Source organism: Verrucosispora sp. WMMA2044, assembly GCF_027497155.1.
In the GTDB taxonomy this organism is placed as follows: Bacteria; Actinomycetota; Actinomycetes; order Mycobacteriales; family Micromonosporaceae; genus Micromonospora; species Micromonospora palythoicola.
This window is the reverse complement of record NZ_CP114913.1, coordinates 5,855,972-5,873,957: the sequence shown is the minus strand read 5'-3', so window position 1 is coordinate 5,873,957 and position 17,986 is coordinate 5,855,972. Positions and strand designations below refer to the sequence as shown.

The 17,986-nt window shown below is 72.0% G+C and carries 13 protein-coding genes; 7 read left to right on the top strand and 6 right to left on the bottom strand.

What is annotated here, in order from left to right; translation table 11 throughout:
• Window positions 1-14 precede the first annotated feature (14 nt).
• Both mycP and O3597_RS26690 read left to right on the top strand, forming a co-directional pair.
• A complete protein-coding gene (mycP, locus tag O3597_RS26695; RefSeq protein WP_281602762.1) occupies window positions 15-1,319 on the top strand; it encodes a type VII secretion-associated serine protease mycosin in 1,305 nt (434 codons plus the stop codon).
• A 12-nt stretch (window positions 1,320-1,331) separates the two neighbouring features.
• Complete coding sequence (locus O3597_RS26690; RefSeq protein WP_164449601.1) at window positions 1,332-1,802, top strand: hypothetical protein; 471 nt, start codon at window positions 1,332-1,334, stop codon at window positions 1,800-1,802.
• A gap of 3 nt (window positions 1,803-1,805) precedes the next feature.
• On the opposite strand, the gene O3597_RS26685 is transcribed toward O3597_RS26690, so the two are convergent.
• Genes O3597_RS26685 through O3597_RS26675 form a run of 3 tightly spaced genes read right to left on the bottom strand, consistent with a single transcriptional unit; the run spans window position 1,806 to window position 3,906 of the window.
• The gene (locus tag O3597_RS26685) at window positions 1,806-3,062 is read right to left on the bottom strand and encodes an SseB family protein (RefSeq protein WP_164449718.1); all 1,257 of its coding nucleotides are present in this window, start codon (window positions 3,060-3,062) and stop codon (window positions 1,806-1,808) included.
• Window positions 3,056-3,541 (bottom strand): SUKH-3 domain-containing protein, encoded by a 486-nt coding sequence (locus tag O3597_RS26680; RefSeq protein WP_281602760.1) that lies wholly within the window; start codon window positions 3,539-3,541, stop codon window positions 3,056-3,058. The genes O3597_RS26685 and O3597_RS26680 overlap by 7 nt, the downstream gene beginning before the upstream one ends.
• A complete protein-coding gene (locus O3597_RS26675) occupies window positions 3,538-3,906 on the bottom strand; it encodes a YwqJ-related putative deaminase (RefSeq protein ID WP_208021023.1) in 369 nt (122 codons plus the stop codon). The genes O3597_RS26680 and O3597_RS26675 overlap by 4 nt, the downstream gene beginning before the upstream one ends.
• A gap of 203 nt (window positions 3,907-4,109) precedes the next feature.
• On the opposite strand from O3597_RS26675, the gene O3597_RS26670 reads away from it, so the two are divergent.
• The 5 genes from O3597_RS26670 (at window position 4,110) to O3597_RS26650 (ending at window position 14,067) form a co-directional block, all read left to right on the top strand.
• A complete protein-coding gene (locus tag O3597_RS26670) occupies window positions 4,110-5,789 on the top strand; it encodes a right-handed parallel beta-helix repeat-containing protein (RefSeq protein WP_281602759.1) in 1,680 nt (559 codons plus the stop codon).
• A gap of 31 nt (window positions 5,790-5,820) precedes the next feature.
• On the top strand, window positions 5,821-7,302 hold the full coding sequence (eccE, locus tag O3597_RS26665) for a type VII secretion protein EccE (RefSeq protein ID WP_281602758.1): 1,482 nt from the start codon (window positions 5,821-5,823) through the stop codon (window positions 7,300-7,302).
• Window positions 7,299-7,991: a hypothetical protein gene (locus O3597_RS26660; protein ID WP_164449606.1), complete on the top strand. Its 693-nt coding sequence runs from the start codon at window positions 7,299-7,301 to the stop codon at window positions 7,989-7,991. Before eccE ends, O3597_RS26660 begins: the two co-directional genes overlap by 4 nt.
• Window positions 7,992-8,100: 109 nt before the next feature.
• A complete protein-coding gene (locus tag O3597_RS26655; RefSeq protein ID WP_281602757.1) occupies window positions 8,101-12,474 on the top strand; it encodes an ExeM/NucH family extracellular endonuclease in 4,374 nt (1,457 codons plus the stop codon).
• Window positions 12,475-12,666: 192 nt separating this feature from the next.
• Complete coding sequence (locus O3597_RS26650; RefSeq protein ID WP_281602756.1) at window positions 12,667-14,067, top strand: MBL fold metallo-hydrolase; 1,401 nt, start codon at window positions 12,667-12,669, stop codon at window positions 14,065-14,067.
• A 39-nt stretch (window positions 14,068-14,106) separates the two neighbouring features.
• Here O3597_RS26650 and O3597_RS26645 read toward each other — a convergent pair whose 3' ends face one another.
• From O3597_RS26645 to O3597_RS26635, 3 genes are all read right to left on the bottom strand, one after another.
• Window positions 14,107-15,555, bottom strand: a complete 1,449-nt coding sequence (locus tag O3597_RS26645) for an ATP-binding protein (RefSeq protein WP_216592790.1) — start codon at window positions 15,553-15,555, stop codon at window positions 14,107-14,109.
• Window positions 15,552-17,210, bottom strand: a complete 1,659-nt coding sequence (locus tag O3597_RS26640; RefSeq protein ID WP_164449608.1) for an FAD-dependent oxidoreductase — start codon at window positions 17,208-17,210, stop codon at window positions 15,552-15,554. Before O3597_RS26640 ends, O3597_RS26645 begins: the two co-directional genes overlap by 4 nt.
• Before the next feature lie 108 nt (window positions 17,211-17,318).
• A complete protein-coding gene (locus O3597_RS26635; protein WP_281602755.1) occupies window positions 17,319-17,885 on the bottom strand; it encodes a hypothetical protein in 567 nt (188 codons plus the stop codon).
• Between the last annotated feature and the right edge of the window lie 101 nt (window positions 17,886-17,986).

Here is a 17,986-nt window from a genome sequence, read left to right as displayed (position 1 = left end):
GAAGGCTGACGGGCATGCGTGTCCTCACCCGATCGGCAGCCGCCGCGCTCACCACCGCGAGCGTCCTGGCAGCCGTCGCCCTGCCCGCCGCACCCGCCCACGCCGACTCGGTCCGCGACAGATCCTGGCACGTCAAGAGCATGGAGCTGACCGAGCTCCACGACATCACCAAGGGCGAGGGCGTCACCGTGGCGGTGGTCGACACCGGGGTGGACGCGACACACCCGGATCTTCGCGGCGGCGTCCTGCCCGGCATCGACCTCTACGACGACGGCACCAAGGGCCGCCTCGACCGTCAGGGACACGGCACCGGCATGGCCTCACTTATCGCCGGTCGCGGGCACGGCCCTGGCGGCCGTGACGGCGTGCTCGGCGTGGCACCCGAGGCCAAGATCCTTCCAGTGACGATCAAGAAGGACGGCGCCCCGTTGATCGCACCGACGGCCCTCGCCGCCGGCATCAACTGGGCGATCGACGCCGGTGCCGACGTGATCAACGTTTCCCTGTCCAGCAGCTTCAACGAGGAGCTGAACCGGGCGGTCGAGCGCGCCTACCAGAACAACGTGATCGTGGTCGCCGCGGCCGGCAACGACGACCAGATCCTCGTCGGCGCGCCGGCCTCGCATCCCGGCAGCATCGCCGTCAACGCTGTCGACCGCAAGGGCGTCATCAGCAAGAAGGGGTCGGTACCGGGAACCTTGGACCTACCGATCAGCATCGCCGCCCCCGGTCAGGACATGACGTTGGCTCGCCCAGGTGGCCGGTACGTCACCGCGACCGGCAGCAGCAGCGCCACCGCGATCGTCTCCGGTGCGGTGGCCCTGATCAAGGCCGAGTACCCGGACCTGAACGCGTACCAGACGTTCGAGCGGCTGCTTGAGACCACCAGGGACGCCGGTGAGCCGGGCCGCGACGAGTACTACGGCTGGGGCGTACTCGACCTGCGGGAGGCGTTGACCGGCGAACCCGACGGGCGGGGCAGCCGCGCCGCGGCAACCGGCGAGCCGGAGATCGACGAGGCACTCGCCGCCGCGCGGGCAGCCGGAAGCGACGGTCCCGACTACGCGGAAATCGTGATCGTCGTGCTGGTCTGGGTGGTCTTCCTGGCCATGCTCGTCGGCGGAGTGGTGGCCATCGTCAAGCTCCGTCGCCGCTCGCGCCGCCGCCGAGACGCCAGCCTGGCCGCAGAGCCCGTGCTCGCCGGCGGTGGGCCTGCCGCGCCGTCGACGCCGGGCGGGGCGGTCGGCTCGACCGCTCAGACCTTGTCTGATCCCGCTCCGGCCGGTGACGCCGCCTGGCGCCGCCCGTCCGATGAGTAGCAGGACGGACAGGTGCTGAACACGTCAGCGGAGTCCGGCTCCGCGTCCGTGCCGACGCCACGTCGGCGGCCGGTCGTCGTCACCGTCGCCGTCCTGCTGATGGTGCCCTCGATCGTCCTCTGGCTGATCGCCGGGTTCGCTTTCTTCCGCGCGATGCTGCGCGCCGAGGGCGACGGACTGGGCAAGGTCCTGGTGGTGGGCATCGGTGCCGGCGTACTCGCGATCGCGTTGCTTGTGGTGCTGCTCGCGGCCATGGGGATCTTCATGGCCTGGACCGGCGACAATGCCGCCGGGCTGGCCGTGCCGGCCGGGTTCACCTTCGGACTTTTCGTCGTGGTCATCGTGACGCTGCTGGCGCAGGGCAAGCTCAGCTATCACCCGACGATGGTCACGCCGCTGGTGGTGGGCGGGCTTGCCGGCGTGTCGCTCATCCTGATCAAGACTCCACCGGCGCGGGCCTGGTTCGCCAGCCGCGGTGGCTAGCAGCTAGGCCGGGGACCAGCGACGGGCGGGGGCGTCGAAGCGGGCCAGCAGTTCGTCCCGGCCGTCCGCGTGCAGGCAGCGCAGCTCGGTGCCGTCCGGTACGACAAGCGACTCCATCCGGGGTTGGCCCTGACCCCACTCGTCGGGCGTGGTCTCGCCGGGCGGCCAGCGCAGCACCGCCACCCACTCGTCGGACTCCTCGAACGGAGAGCCCTCACCGAGCAGCCCGAGCCGTCGGTACAGCCGGGTCGGCGTGTCCCGTCCCGGTCCGTGCCAGGCGTGCACCAGTCCAGCCGCCCGGTCGTATCCATCATCCAGGTAGGACGTCAGGTAACGGTGCGGGATGACAAGTTGCAGCAGCAGCGGTGCGCCGGGATCGGGACCGTCATCATCGGTCTCGGGTGCCGGACGGGGCACCGGTACGCCCACCGCCGACGGGTCGGCGTACCTGGCCGTGTCGCGGCGCGCCTGCTCCTGCTTGGCTGCCTCGTCGATGACCTGTCGCAGCTCGCCGAGCCAGTCGCGCAACGTCAGCAGCGCCTCGCCGGGTAGCGCCGCGGCCAGCGGCGTCTCCGGGTTCAGCAGCAACTGCCAGGAGATGTCCGGCCAGTGGTCGGTGAGCTGGAGGCTGCTGACCACCACCAGGTCACGCTCGCCGAGTGCCTGTCGCAGCCGGGCTTCCGAGCTGAACACGGGCAGGCTGACCTGACCCTGCTCGTCGGGCACGGTCCACCAGGGAAACTCGGGATCGGACAGGTCACGTGTCGCCGGTCCGTCCGGGTCCACCGGCAGCACCAGTTCGGCGCGGAGCAGTGCGGCCATCAGGGCGTTCGGGTCCTGCCGCCGGACCGCCTCGCGCAGCGGTCGCTCGGCCTCCATCACCGGCTCGGTCAGGGCCCTGAGTTCGTCAGCGGTCAGCCGGATGCCGATCGGCAACCCGGCGTCGATCGCCAACATCCATTCGTCGTCGGGCCAGTCGACGGCTAGGTCGATCAGGCCCGACACCCGGTAGCTCACCGACTGGCCGGGCAGCCCGGCGGCGATTGCCGCCGGTGAGGTGTACGCGAGCACGTGCGTGACGCCGTCGTGCTGGCCGGTCGCCCAGGCCACCGCTTCCCGGCCGGCCGCCGCGCCGGGCGACACGGGCAGCAGCAGCGGACCGGCGACCAGTTCGGTGAGGAAGCCTTCCCGGTCGTCGGCCTCGGCGGCGGCCAACAGCGCGCGCTCGGCGGCGGTGGTCGGCTGCCAGCCGGTCACCAGGTGCCGTCCGCGCGTACCCGCTGGGGGCGGTGACCGAGCACGAGCGTGGTGAGCGCCTCGTCGAGATCCGCGCCGAGGAACCAGTCCCCGGTGTGGTCCAGCACGAACACCCGGCCGTGCTCGTCGAGAGCCAGGATCCCGCTGCCGTCGCCCTCCTCACCCAGTGGGCTCAATGGCGCGCCGATCGCCTCGGCAAGCTCGGCGAGGGTCTCCACCGAGTGCCGCACCAGGAACGGGTCGAGGTGGACGCCGCTCGGTGCGACCTGTTCACCTTCACCCTGCGGGCGTACCCGCAGGCCACCGAACTCGGCATAAGCCTCGATCGCCCGAGCCGTAACGGTGTGCTGACGACCACCGGGGGTGGCGTGGGCCGCGATCCGCAGCCCCCACTCGCGGCCCCGGCTCTGGTCGGACCGATGGGGCGACCAGCCGGCGGCGGCGAGGGTCTGTGCCACCAGGGGCGGAAAGCGTTCGGTCATGTCAGCGCCTCCACACCGAACCAGTCCAGCAGGGCCGCGCAGGAACGGCAGGGCGGCTGCACCTGGCCGTGGCGCGGGTCACCCTCCTCCCGTACCCGGGTCACCCGGATCTTCGCGCCCCACAGCAGCGCGCGGGCTCGGGCCGCGTCGAGCGGTGGACCGCCGGCCTCGGCTGCGTAGAGCCGGTCGGAGATCAGCACCGCCTCGGCGCACCAGCCGGCATAGCGCTCGCGTTGCTCGACCGGCAGCCCGTGCAGGAAACGGCGAACCACCGGATGCAGGTCGGGGGCCAGATCGCCGCGTACCGAGGTGTGCGTGTGGACGGTGCCGCCGGCCAGCAGTGCGCCGGCCGCCAGCGGCAGCATCCGTGGCTGCGCCATCCCGTCCTCCCGGTCGTCGACAGGGGATTCCCGGCGAGGTTTCGCCCGGCCCGCCAGCGAGCCTAACCGTCACCGGCCGCCCGACGGGGGTGGTGTCCGGGCACCGCTGGCATCGAGGGGCTCACACCGCGTCGACCGCCTGGGATATCGTCGGTCCAGCCCCCTCCTCGCCGTCCAGAGCCGGAGCCATGACGCGCACCCTTCTCGTCTCCCCGGATCAGCCCGGTGCCTACCCGTCCATCGGGGAGGCACTGGCGGTGGCCACCGACGACGCGGTCGTCTCGGTCAGCCCCGGCACCTACCACGAGGCCCTGTTCGTCAATGACCGTGGCGTCAGCGTGGTCGCCGCGCAGGGCCCAGGCACGGTCACCATCGACGCGTCCGCCGGTGCGTACCCGACGGTGTCCTGCAACTCGGGTCGGTTGGAGCTGCGCGACCTGGTCCTGAAGGCGGGTGACGCGCCGGTCGTGGTGGCCGACCGGGCGAGGCTCACCATGACCGGGTGCGAGCTGAACGCCGGCTTCGGCGCGGCGATCCAGGTGGCCGGCCGGTCCGAGTTCACCCTCGGCCGTTGCCGGGTGACCGGCGGACGGTACGGCCTGGTGGTGGAGGACTCCGACGGCAGCGTGGAGGGCTGCGAGTTCACCGATCTCAGCGAGGACGGCATCATCGTGCGGATCGGCGCAGCCCCGACCATCCGCACCAGCACGGTGACCCGCTGCGGCAACCGGGGCATCTACATCTACCAGTACGGCCGACCCACGATCGAGACCTGCGACATCTCGCAGACCGGACAGGCCGGTGTGGCGGTGGTCCATCAGAGCGCCCCGGTGCTGCGTCGCTGCCGGATCCGCGACACCCGCGGGCCGGCGGTCTCCTTCGCCCGTGGCTGCCGCGGCAGCGTCGAGGAGTGCACCACGGAGAACACCGGCCAGCCGGCGATCGAGATCGCCGAGGGAGCCGAGCCGACCGTCGTCGAGGGCACCGTCAACCGGAAGGCCGCCTTCGGCGCCGACGCCGCCCGCGCGCACACCGGTCAGGACGCCGCCCGGGTGGAGAAGTTGCTGGGCGAACTGGCGGCCATGGTCGGCCTGGAGTCGGTGAAGGAGGAGGTACGCGCCCTCATCGACGAGATCCAGGTCAACGAGTGGCGGCGCAGCGCCGGGCTGCCCGTCGGTGCGGTCAGCCATCACCTGATCTTCGCCGGTGCCCCTGGCACCGGTAAGACCACCGTGGCGCGCATCTACGGTGACCTGCTGGCGGCGTTGGGCGCACTACCGGGCGGCGCCTTCCGCGAGGTCTCCCGACGTGACCTGGTCGGCCAGTACATCGGCCACACCGCCGAGAAGACCGCCGCCGCGTTCGAACTGGCGCGCGGCGGCGTGCTCTTCATCGATGAGGCGTACACCCTGTCCCGGTCGTCCGGCACCGGCGGCGACTTCGGGCAGGAAGCCATCGACACGCTCGTCAAGCTGATGGAGGACCACCGCGACGAGATCGCGGTGATCGCGGCCGGCTACACCGGTGAGATGCTGCAGTTCCTCGATGCCAACCCCGGTCTGGCCTCCCGCTTCGCCAAGACTGTGGAGTTCGGCAACTACTCGCCGGAGCAGCTTGTCGTCATCGTGGAGCGAATGGCCGGCGGCGACGAGTATCTGCTCGCCGACGGCGTCTCCGAGGTGCTCCGCGAGCACTTCGGCACCATCGAGCGGGACCAGAACTTCGGCAACGCCCGGGAGGCACGCAAGCTCTTCGAGGGTGTGCGGAAAGCGCAGGCCCAGCGGTTGCGGCAGTCCGGCCAACGACCGAGCCTCGACGAGTTGCGGACCGTGACCGTGGCCGACGTGCGCGTCGCGATCGGGCGCTGACGATGCGGCACCGGGCAGGGAGGGACGCGCGGTGACGCATCCGGGTGCGGCACAGCCGGGCGAGCCGGGTTGGCAGCATCACCCGGGGGCGGCGGCACCGCCGCCGCAGCAACGCCCGCCCCAGCAGGGCGCTGTGCCGGCACCGACGCTCGGCGGCGCCGGGCCCGGACACAACTGGGCGGCCCAGCGCGGGCAGGGACGGGCCACCGTCGGCACCGCGTACACCAGTCGGGCCGCCGCTGCGGCGCCGGCCGCCGCCGCCGCGCCCACCGCCCGGGCACCGGAGAGCCGGATCGCACCACAGGCCATGGCCGCCCCGGCGGGACAGCCCGTCGCGGAGGTCTCTGCCGAGGACGCCGCACCGGTCCCGGTCGTACGCCCACACCGACGGCAGCCACGCGTCGGCGGGATCCACGTGGCTCAGCTCGTGGCCTGGCAAGCCGGTGCGGCGGCGGTGCTGGCGGCCACGCCGCACGGCCTGCCGCTGACCGTCGCCGTGGCCGCCGTGGCCGTACTGGTGCTCGCTCCGACGATGGTGCGCCGCCGGGGCCGATGGCTCCACCAGTGGCTGGCCGTGTGGTGGGCGTACCGGGGGCGCAGCCGACAGCTGGTTGACGCCGGGTCCGACGGCCCCTGGCAGGTGCTGCGTCACCTGGAGAGCACCGTCGAGCTGGATCAGGTCGAGATCGACGATCAGCCGGCCGTGCTGCTGACCCACCGGGGCGGGCTCAGCGCGGTGCTGGAGGTCGATCCGACCGAGGGTGCACTGCTCATGGGCGCGCCACAGGCCCTGCCGTCGCCGGTGGCCTTGCTGCCCGCCGCCGACCCGGCGACACCGGTGGTGACGGTCCAGGTGCTGATCCAGGTGACCCCGGCACCCCGTGCCCGGGCGGCGGCGGTCGACCGGGCGTACCGCGAGCTGACCAACGGTGGCGTCCCGGCCAGCCGGCAGGCGTGGGTGGTGCTGCACGCTCCGCGGACCCCCGACTTTCATGCCGACCGCGACCTGCGACCGGCGCTCACCGCGGCGATCCGGCGGACCCGCCGGCAGCTGCGGCAGGAGCGGGCGACGGCCCGGCTGCTGAACCGGGACGAGGTGCTCGCCGCGGTAGCCCAACTGACCCATCTCACCGGCGGGGCGGTGGGTACGGACCGACCGTTGGCCCGGGAAGGCTGGCGAAACTGGTCGGTGCAGGGTGTCCCGCAGAGCTGTCATCGACTGCTCGCCTGGCCCGGCCGGGCGTGGGAGCTGGACCCGCTGCTGCGTGGGCTGCCCGCCGCGGCCGGCGTGGTGTCGGTCTCGGTGGCTCGGGAGAACGACCGCCCCGGCGACGACGACGCTCTGGTGGAGGTGGCGTTCCGGCTCATCGGCGCGGACCCGGCCGCGTTGGCCGCCGCCGATCAGGCCCTCGACCGGGCAATCCGCGATCACGGTGGTCGCCTGCAGAGACTCGACGGTGAGCACGCCCACGGCGTGGCCGCCACCCTGCCGTTGGGAGGCTTCCTGCGATGAACGGCGTCGCCTTTCCCGGCAGTCGGATGGGGCTGCACGTGGCGGACGGTGCCGCCGTCGCCGGGCTACGGCTGGTGGCCGGTGGCGGTGGACTGGTCGTCGGCCGTAACCGTCAGCAGGAGCCGGTGGGGCTGCGGGTGTTCCGGGCCGAGCCGACCCGGCTGATGCTCACCGGCGGGGTACGCGCGGCCGAGCTGCTCGCCTTCCGGTCCCTGGCGCTCGGCGCCCGGCTGTTCATCCAGACCGCGCGGGAGCAGGAGTGGGACGCCCTGCTGCGGCGCTGCGTCATCGGCCGGGAGATCGCCTCGTTCCTGCCGCCCGGTGTCGCTCCTCCGGTCCCGGCCACACCCACCGAACCGCAGCTCGTGGTGATCGACACCGGTCCGGTGACCGGGCCTGACACCAATCTCAGCGCGCCCTGGCGGGCCACCCTGGTGGTCCGCGACGACCTGGCCGGCTGGGACGTCGAGGTTCTGGTACGCAGCGACATCGTGGTGCTTCAGCGGCTGACCGAGGCCGAGGCGGCCACCGCCGCGAGCGCCCTCGGTCTGGCCAGCGTGCAGAGCTGGTTCACCCAGTTGCATCCGGAGATGGTCGGCCTGATCACCAAGGGCAAGGTGCAGTGGGTGATGCTCAGCATGACCGGCACCGAGCGTCAGCTGATCGGCCCCGTCGCTCGGGCGGGCTGAACGAGGACCGGCGTCACGGTCTTTGCCGCATTGGTACACCCGGCGGCTCCCGCATGGACACCGGTGCCGCTTATCCTCCGACGGTCTACTCCCTTCGGAGGCCGCTTACATGCAGCGCACAAGAAGTACCCGACTACTCACAATCCCGGGCGTACTGGTCACCGCCACCACGCTCATCCTCTCCAGTGGCACCGCCGCCGCCGCAGACCCGGCGGCCACCATGCCGTTCATCAGTGAGATCCACTACGACAACGTCGGCGCGGACACCGGCGAGGCGATCGAGATCGAGGGGCCGGCCGGCTTCGACCTGACCGGCTGGCAGATCGTCCTCTACAACGGTGCCAACGGCACGGCGTACGGAACCAGGACGTTGGGCGGCGCGGTGCCGGCCTCGGGTGTGGTCGTCGAGTCGTACCCGGCGGACGGCATCCAGAACGGCTCCCCCGACGGCGTCGCGCTCGTCGCGCCCGGCGGTGACGTCGCCGAGTTCCTGACCTACGAGGGCACCTTCGCCGCGGTCGGCGGACCGGCGAGCGGCCGGACCGGGGTGGACATCGGGGTGCAGGAGACCGCGTCGACCCCGGCGGGCCACTCGCTCCAGAAGATCGACGGAACCTGGCAGGCGCCGGCGGCGAACACCTTCGGGGTCCGCAACGCCGCGCCGGACCCGGATCCCGATCCGGACCCGACCGGCTGCACCGTCACGGTCGACCACACCATCGCCGAGGTGCAGGGCACCGGTACGGCCACGCCGCTGGCCGGCAGCCGGGTGACCGTGGAGGGCATCGTCACCGCCGACCACCGCAGCGGTGGCTACAACGGGGTGTACGTGCAGACGGCGGGCAGCGGTGCCGAGCGCCCGGTCGCCGCCGGTACCGCCTCGGACGGCATCTTCGTGTACCTCACCAGCAACACCGCGAACCACCCGTCGGTCGCGATCGGCGACCGCGTCCGGGTCAGCGGCACGGCGGGCGAGTTCAACGGCCTCACCCAGCTCACCATCGCGGCCCGGACCGACGTGCAGGTGTGCGCGCAGGGTGCGCCGCTGCCGGCACCGGTCCCGGTCGAGCTGCCGCTGGACGAGGCCGCTCGCGAGTCGGTCGAGTCGATGCTGGTGGCGCCGGTCGGCGCGTACGCCGTGTCGGAGGTGTACAACACCAACCGGTACGGCGAGGTGGCGCTCACCGCCGGTGACCAGCCGGCCCGGACGCCTACCGACGTGGCCCGCCCCGGTTCGGACACCGCGCAGGCCCTGGCCGCCGAGAACAAGCGGCGTCGCCTGCTGGTCGACGACGGCCGGACGACCAACCTGGCCACCGCCGGGCTGCTGCCGCCGTACGTCTCGCCGGCCAGCCCGTTGCGGGTCGGTGACCAGGTGGAAGCGTTCGGCCCGTCGGTGCTGTCGTACGGCTTCAACGAGTGGCGCCTGCAGCCGACCCGACCGGTCGACGCGGACACCGCGCCGGCCGCCCGGACCACGTTCAAGGCCACCAACCCGCGTACCGCCGGACCCGTCGACGTCGGCGGCGACCTGCGGGTGGCGAGCTTCAACGTGCTGAACTACTTCGTTCACTTCGGCGGCGACGCCCGGGGTGCCGCCGACGAGGCGGCGCTGGCCAAGCAGGAGGCGAAGATCGTCTCGGCGATCTCCGCGCTGGACGCCGACGTGGTGGCGCTGGAGGAGATCGAGAACTCGGTCCGGTTCGACGCCGAGGACCCGCAGCAGGCGCTCAAGCGCCTGGTCGCCGCCCTGAACAGCGAGGACGGCGCGGGCACCTGGGACTATGTGCGCACTCCGGCGGAGCTGCCGAGCGCGGCCGAGCAGGACGTCATCACCACGGCGATCATCTTCAAGCCGGCCGAGGCGCAGCCGAAGGGCCCGTCGCGGTCGGTCAACGACGAGACGGTGTGGTCCAACGCCCGCGAGCCGATCGCGCAGACCTTCACCGCCGGCTCGGTGGACTTCGTCGTGGTGGCCAACCACTTCAAGTCCAAGAGCGGTGCCGGCACCGGTGACAACGCCGATGCCGGGGACGGTCAGGGCGGTTGGAACGGTGACCGGGTCCGGCAGGCCGGCGCGCTGGCCGCCTTCGTGGATCAGGTCAAGGCGGACAGCGGGACCGACGACGCGCTGCTGCTGGGTGACTTCAACGCGTACACCCAGGAGGATCCGATGCAGGTCCTCTACGACGAGGACTACCGCAACCTCAACGACACCGGGAAGACCAGCTACGTCTTCAACGGTGAGTCCGGCTCGCTCGACCACGCGCTCGCCTCGCCGTCGCTGGCGTCGCGGGTCACCGGCGTCGACGTCTGGCAGATCAACGCGGTCGAGTCGTACGCCTTCCAGTACGACGGCCTGGCCGCGTTCTACGCACCGGACCCGTACCGGGCCAGCGACCACAACCCGCTGGTCGTGGGCATCGACACCGGAGCGGACCCGGGCCCGGTGGACCTCCAGCTGTTGAGCATCAACGACTTCCACGGCCGACTGGAGTCGCCGGCCACCGTGGGTGGTCAGCCGGTCGGCGGTGCTGCCCAGCTCGCCGGGCTGGTGAACCAGTTGCGGGCGGAGAACCCGAACACCGGGTTCGTCTCCGCCGGTGACAACATCGGTGCCTCCACCTTCATCTCGGCGATCGACGACGACAACCCGACGATCGACGCGTTGAACCAGGCCGGCCTGCTCGTCTCGGCGGTGGGCAACCACGAGTTCGACAAGGGCATGGCGGACCTGACCGGCCGGGTCACCGACCGGGCCGACTTCCCGTACCTGGGTGCCAACGTGTACCGGGGTGACACCCGGGCGTTGCCGGCGTACTCGGTCGACACGATCGGCGGCGTCCGGGTCGGCTTCATCGGCGTGGTCACCGAGCAGACCGCCTCGCTGGTCAGCCCGGACGGCATCGCCGGCATCACCTTCCGCGACCCGGTGACCGAGGCCAACCTGGTCGCCGGCCAGCTCAAGGACGGCAACCCGGACAACGGCGAGGCCGACGTGGTGGTGCTGCTCGCGCACGAGGGCGCCGCGACGGCGAACATCGACTCCCCCGAGGCGTTGGCCAACGACCCGGTCTTCGGCGAGTTCACCCGCGCCGACGCCACCGTCGACGTCATCTTCAGCGGGCACACCCACCAGCCGTACGCCTTCGAGGTGCCGGTTCCCGGCACCGACAAGCTGCGGCCGATCGTGCAGGCCGAGGACTACGGCAAGCGGCTGGGCAAGGTGACGCTGACCTTCGACCCGGAGGCGGGCGCCATCACCGCCGCCGACGCGTCGCTGGTGGACGTCGTCGGCGCACCGCAGGACCCGGCGGTGGCGGAGATCGTGGCCGCCGCGAAGGTCCGGGCGCAGGAGCTGGGCCAGCGCAAGCTCGGTGAGATCACCGCCGACATCCGGCGGGCCTACACCGACGGCAACGAGGACCGGGGCAAGGAGTCGGCGCTTGGCAACTTCATCGCCGACGTGCAGCTCGCCGGCACCCGCGACGCCGGCCGGGGCGGGGCGCAGATCGCGTTCATGAACCCGGGCGGCCTGCGGGCCGACCTGCTGTACGGCGAGGACGGCACGATCACGTACGCCGAGGCCTTCGCCGTCCAGCCGTTCGCCAACGACGTGGTCACCAAGACCTACACCGGTGCCGAGATCAAGCAGGTGTTGGAGCAGCAGTGGCAGCCGGCGGGCGCGTCCCGCCCGGTGTTGTGGCTCGGCGTGTCGGAGGGCTTCAGCTACACCTACGACCCGCAGGCCGCTCAGGGCTCGCGGATCACGTCGATGACGTTGAACGGCACGCCGATCGACCCGGCGGGCAGCTACCGGGTCACGGTGAACTCGTTCCTCGCCGCCGGCGGGGACAACTTCACCACGCTCGCCGGCGGCACCGACCCGGTGACCACCGGCGACAACGACCTCACCATGCTGGTGAATTACTTCTCCGCCAACTCGCCGGTGACCGCGGACACCGAACCACGGTCGTCGGTCGGTCAGGGCGGCCCGGAGTGCACCACCACGATCACCGGCAGGCACGCCAAGCCGCTGCTCGTGACCACCGGCCTGACCTGCGTGGAGAACGCCACGATCGCCGGTCCGGTGTCGATCGCCGCAGGGGCCTCCCTGCGGGTGACCGGCGGCACCATCAACGGCCCGGTGTCGGCCACCCGGCCGGTGCTGTTCGAGCTGTCGGGGACGAAGATCTCCGGTCCGGTCATGGTGGCCGGTGCCACCGGCGACCTGAAGATCAGCAAGGCTCGGATCAACGGACCGTTGGCGCTGGTGGCAAACCTCGGTGGAGTACGGGTCGACGGAGTCACCGTCAGCGGCCCGGTGAGCGTGACCGGCAACTCCGGCAGCCAGCCGGTGGTCGTCGCCGCGAACACCGTCAGCGGCCCGCTGGCCTGCTCGGGCAACACCCCGGCCCCGGTGAACGAGGGTCGGGCGAACACGGTGCGGGGCCCGGCCTGGGGTCAGTGCGCACGCCTGTGACCGGTAGGTGACAACGCCGGTCCGCGGTCGGAGTTGCTTCGACCGCGGACCGGCTGCCGGTTCGTTCCGGCCCGCCCGAGTGGCCGATGCATACCCCCAGGGGTATATTCGGATCGGTTACCCGATCGGGGCGGCATCTCCGCACCCCCGCCGGGTAAGCACTCGCTGGAGACGAGCAACCGAGGAGTTGGCATGACGGTGCAGGTGTCGGTCATCACGACGTCGTCCCTCGGCGACCGCAGCTACCTGGCCACCGACGGCCGGGTCGCGGTCGTGGTGGACCCGCAGCGGGACATCGACCGGGTGCTGTACCTCGCCGGTGCGGCCGGCGTGCGGATCACCCACGTGGTCGAGACGCACCTGCACAACGACTACGTCTCCGGTGGGCTGGACCTGGCCCGGCTGACCGGGGCGCGGTACCTGGTCGCCGCCGCGGACGAGGTCGGTTTCGACCGGGTACCGGTCGGCGACGGCGACGTCGTCGAGGTGTCGGAGACGCTGCGGCTGCGCGCCGTGGCCACCCCTGGTCACACCTTCCACCACCTGTCGTACGTGCTCGACGAGGCCACCGAGGGCGGCTGGACCGCGACCGGGGTCTTCACCGGCGGATCTCTGCTGTTCGGCACCACCGGCCGCACCGACCTGCTCGGCGCCGAGCACGCGCACGAGTTGGCCAAGCGCCAGCACACCTCGGCGCAGCGGCTCGCCGACCTGCTGCCGGACGGGGCACAGGTGTGGCCCACCCACGGCTTCGGCAGCTTCTGCTCGGCCAGCCAGGCCGACGCCCCCGACTCGACGATCGGCCGGGAGAAGCAGGTCAACCCGGTGTTCCGGCTGGCCGCGACCGAGTTCGTCACCGAGACCCTGGCCGGTCTGGACGCCTACCCGGCGTACTACGCGCACATGGGGGTGGCCAACACCGCCGGCCCGGCCCCCGTGGACCTCACCCCGGTGGCGCGAGCCGACGCCACGCAGTTGCGGGAGCGCATCGCCGCCGGGGAGTGGGTGGTCGACCTGCGACACCGCAAGGCGTACGCGGTCTCGCACCTGGCCGGCACGGTGAGCCTCGGCCTCGACGGCCCCGTGTCGACCTGGCTCGGCTGGCTGATCGACTGGGGCACCCCGGTCACGCTGCTGGCCGAGACACCGGAGCAGGTCGCCGACGCCCAGCGCGAGCTGGTCCGGATCGGCATCGACCGGCCCGCCGCCCAGGCGACCGGCACCCCCCGGCAGTGGGTCGACGAGCCCGCCGACCTGCGGGAACTGCTCGTCGCGGATTTCCCGGCGCTGGCCGCCGCGCAGGCCGGGAATCCACCGGCCGGGCTGCCCGCCCCGCAGGTCGTTCTCGACGTGCGGCTGGGCAACGAGTGGCGGGACGGCCACGTCGAGGATGCCGTGCACGTGCCGCTGCCCGAGCTGCCCCGCCGGCTGGCCGACATTCCGGCCGGCACCGTCTGGGTGCACTGCGGGTCCGGCTACCGGGCCGCCCTCGCCGCCTCCCTGCTGGCCAACGCCGGCCGCGACGTGGTGCTGATCAACGACCTCTTCGACCACGCCGAGGCGGCCGGCGTACGACTGGACCGCAGCGCCTGACCGCCGGCCGGGCTGGCCCGAGCGCCGCCGTCCGTCGGGTCAGCCGGCCGGCGGTTCCGGCGGACTGATCGGCAGCAGGACGCGGAACAGGGTGCTGCCGGGCGTGCTGGTCACCCGGATGTCACCGTGGTGCTTGTTGACCACGATCCGGTAGGAGATGTCCAGACCGAGGCCGGTACCCTCGCCGACCGGCTTCGTGGTGAAGAACGGCTCGAAGATCCGGGGGCGGATCTCGTCGGGAATGCCCGGGCCGGTGTCGGCGACCTCGACGATCAACCAGTCGTCCTGCCGGAGAGTCCGGACGGTCAACACCCCGTCACCACCCATCGCGCCGAGCGCGTTATCGATCAGATTGCTCCACACCTGGTTCAGCTCGGCGGCGTACGCCGGGATCGATGGCAGGCTCCGGTCGTACTCCCGGACCAGCCGGACCCCGGCGGTGATCTTGCCCTTGAACATCACGAGCGTGGCGTCGAGCAGTTCGTGCACGTCCACCACCTGGTACGGCGCCCGGTCGAGCTGGGAGTACTGCTTGGCGGCACCGACCAGGGTGGAGATCCGGGTGGCGGCGTCGGCGATCTCCCGCATGAGCAGTTCGGTCTCGACCGTGTAGCTCAGCCAACGCACCGCCGCTTCCAGGTCCTCCTCGCCGACCGACGCGCGGACGCGTTCCAGCCAGTCGACGTCCAGCCCGCCGCCGACGAGCGTCGACGCCAGCTCCCAGCCGGCGGTCAGGCCCCGGTCGTCCAGCCAGTCGGTCAACTCGTCCTCGGCGTCACTTGTCGCCAGCGGTGAGAGCGTCGGTGCCTTGGCCACCCGCTCGACCGCCTCCTCCTGGAGGCCCACCAGGGAGTGCAGCCGGCGACCGTCGAGCCGGCCGTCGGCGATCATGGCGAGCTTGTGCCGCATTCCGGCGATTCGTTCCCGCAGGCTGGTGGTGGCCCGCACCGCCGCGCTGGCCGGATTGTTCAACTCGTGGGTCAGGCCGGCCGACAGGGAACCCAGGGCCAGCAGCCGCTCCCGTTCGCCGATCAGCGTCTGGGTGTCCCGCATCCCGATGAACATGCCCTCCAGCAGGTGCATCGCCATCGGGAACCAGGTACGCACCGCGTGGGCGAACTGCTCCGCCGGCAGCACGAAGAACTCGGCGTCGGTGAGCGCCCACATGCTGTTGCGGTACTGCCGGTCGTCACCCAGGTACGCCTGGGTGGCACCGCCGTACACCCCGCGCTGCGCGGTGCGGCTGATCTCCACCTGGTCGCCGTGCACCGTGCGGCAGAGCCGCACCGTGCCGTCGAGCAGGACGAAGAAGCACTCCGCCGAATCACCCTCGCCGTAGACCAGGTCGCCTTCGTTGCGCCGCTCGACCCGGCCCTGGTCGGCCAACCAGCTCAACTGGGCGTCGTCGAGCGATTCGAAGAGGAACAGCGTCCGCAGGTCGTCGGCGGTCAGCCGCCCCGGGCCGGTGCCAGGGTCCCCGCTGGTCACTGTGCCTCCAGGTACCGGTGCACGAGCGACACGGCCATCGCGCCCTCACCGACGGCGGAGGCCACCCGCTTCACCGAGGCCGCGCGGACGTCACCGGCGGCGAACACGCCGGGCACGCTCGATTCGAGGTGGTACGGCTCGCGTGGCAGCGACCAGCCTGCCGGTCGACGTCCCCCGGCGACCAGGTCCGGTCCGGTGACCACGAATCCCCGTTCGTCGCGGACCAGCGTGCCGTCCAACCATCCGGTCCGGGGCTCGGCACCGATGAAGACGAACAGCCAGGACGTCACCACCTCCCGCTGCTCGCCGGTCCGGGTGTCCCGCAGGGTCAGCCGTTGCAGGTGTTCGTCACCGGCGGCGCCCGCCACCTCGGTGTACGGGTGCACGGTCACCTGGTCGATGCGGCCCAGTTGGTCGATGAGGTACCGGGACATCGACGTGCTCAGGTCCGCGCCCCGGATCAGCAGGTGTACCCGCTTCGCGTAGCGGGAGAAGTAGACCGCCGCCTGCCCCGCCGAGTTGGCGCCGCCGACGATGTAGACGTCCTCGCCCACGCAGCTCGGTGCCTCGCTGGCCGCCGAGCCGTAGAAGACGCCCCGGCCGGTGAAGTCGGCCAGGCCGGGCGCGCCGAGCATCCGGTACGACACGCCGGTGGCCAGCACCACCGAGTGGGCGGCGAGTGTCTGTCCGTCACTGAACCGCAGCAGCCGCGCCGACCCGGCTTCGGCCAGGCCCACCACCTCACGGGTGCTGAGCAGTTCCGCGCCGAACTTCAACGCCTGCCGGCGGGCCCGCTCGGTGAGCTGCGCCCCAGAGACCCCGTCGGGAAAGCCGAGGTAGTTCTCGATCCGGCTGCTCTGCCCGGCCTGTCCACCGGTGGCCAGCCGCTCCACCAGGACGGTGCGCAAGCCTTCCGAGGCCCCGTACACGGCGGCACCCAGGCCGGCCGGCCCGCCGCCAACCACCACCAGGTCGTAGAAGTCCGCCGTGGGGGTGACGTCCAGTCCCACCAGCCCGGCCAGTTCCGCCTCCGAGGGTGCCACCAGCGCCTTGCCGTCGGTGGTGACCACCAGCGGGACGTCGGCCGGAGTGGCCCCGGCCGCCGCGAGCAGCCGGCCGCCCTCGGGGTCGTCGGTCAGCAACCATCGGTACGGGACCAGGTTGCGGGCGAGGAAGTCCCGCACCGTGAACGACTCGGCGGACCAGCGGTGCCCGACCACCCGGATCTCGCTCTCCCCGGCGGCCGGGCTGGCCGCCCACGCCTCCAGCAGGGAGTCGACCACCGGGTAGAGCTTCTCCTCCGGCGGGTGCCACGGTTTGAGCAGGTAGTGGTCGAGGTCGACCAGGTTGATCGCGTCGATCGCCGCGCCGGTGTCGGCGTACGCGGTCAGCAGCACCCGGCGCGCGGCGGGGAACAGGTCCATCGCGGCTTCCAGGAACTCGATGCCGTTCATCTCCGGCATCCGGTAGTCGGCCAGCAGCAGCGCCACCTGGTCGCCACGTAGCTTGACCTCGCGCAGCGCCTCCAGTGCCTCCGGCCCGGAGGTGGCACGGACCACCCGGTACCGGTCGCCGTAGCGGCGCCGGATGTCCCGCGCGACCGCCCGGGAGACCGCCGGGTCGTCGTCGACGGAGAGGATCACCGGGTTCGCCATGGGCCCATGAAACCACGCCCGTGTTTCGGTCACCGATGCCGACGACGGACCCGACCGCAGGGCGGTGTGCCACACCAAAGTCCGGTGGCGAGCTGGTGTGCCCGCTGCTCAGGAGCGAGCCGCCGGGACGGCACGGAACACGATCGTCACGCTGAACGTGGTTCCGTCCACCTGGTAGGCGTAGCAGCCCGGCCCGGCCACGGTGGTGACGCCCGGCAGGTCGCTCTCCGGCGTGGTCAACACGGCGTGGTGCCCGTCGTCGCGGGGCTCGCCGGTGTAGGAGAACACCGCCGTCGCGCTGCCCGGCGCGTCGATGCGCGCTGCCCGGACCAGCACCGGACCGGTGTAGCCGGAGCCGATCCACCGGACCTTCTTCGGGTACGTGCCGTCCGGTTGCCGGTCCTCGTCGCGCAGTTGCAGGGCACCGTCGACGAAGTAGTCGGCGACCGGGTACAGCGGGCCGGGGCCGAGCACCCGGGACGCCAGGTCGCTGTCGGACCAGGGCCGGGGCTCGGTGACCGGGCAGGGGTCGCCGGGCCCGACGGTGGGCAGTTGGAGTGGCGGAGCCGTCCATCCGGTGGACGAGGCCGTCGGCGTCGGCGACCTCGGCGCGGCATCCGGCGGTGCGGCGTCACAGGCCGCCATGCTCAGCGCTAGCAGAACGGCGGCGCTCACCCACGGCCATCGCATCATCTCCGCAGTATCGACCCGTTGCGTCATCCGCACAGCCCCGGTACGCCGTCGAACTCGCGACGCCCGCCTTCGGCACCGCCGGT

What these genes read in the sequence shown, in the direction of transcription:
- O3597_RS26670 (WP_281602759.1), top strand. Translation starts at nt 4,110, where the DNA reads ATGACGCGCACCCTTCTCGTCTCCCCGGATCAGCCCGGTGCCTACCCG.
- mycP (WP_281602762.1), top strand. Translation starts at nt 15, where the DNA reads ATGCGTGTCCTCACCCGATCGGCAGCCGCCGCGCTCACCACCGCGAGC.
- O3597_RS26680 (WP_281602760.1), bottom strand. Translation starts at nt 3,541, where the DNA reads ATGACCGAACGCTTTCCGCCCCTGGTGGCACAGACCCTCGCCGCCGCC.
- O3597_RS26675 (WP_208021023.1), bottom strand. Translation starts at nt 3,906, where the DNA reads ATGCTGCCGCTGGCGGCCGGCGCACTGCTGGCCGGCGGCACCGTCCAC.
- O3597_RS26655 (WP_281602757.1), top strand. Translation starts at nt 8,101, where the DNA reads ATGCAGCGCACAAGAAGTACCCGACTACTCACAATCCCGGGCGTACTG.
- O3597_RS26650 (WP_281602756.1), top strand. Translation starts at nt 12,667, where the DNA reads ATGACGGTGCAGGTGTCGGTCATCACGACGTCGTCCCTCGGCGACCGC.
- O3597_RS26660 (WP_164449606.1), top strand. Translation starts at nt 7,299, where the DNA reads ATGAACGGCGTCGCCTTTCCCGGCAGTCGGATGGGGCTGCACGTGGCG.
- O3597_RS26640 (WP_164449608.1), bottom strand. Translation starts at nt 17,210, where the DNA reads ATGGCGAACCCGGTGATCCTCTCCGTCGACGACGACCCGGCGGTCTCC.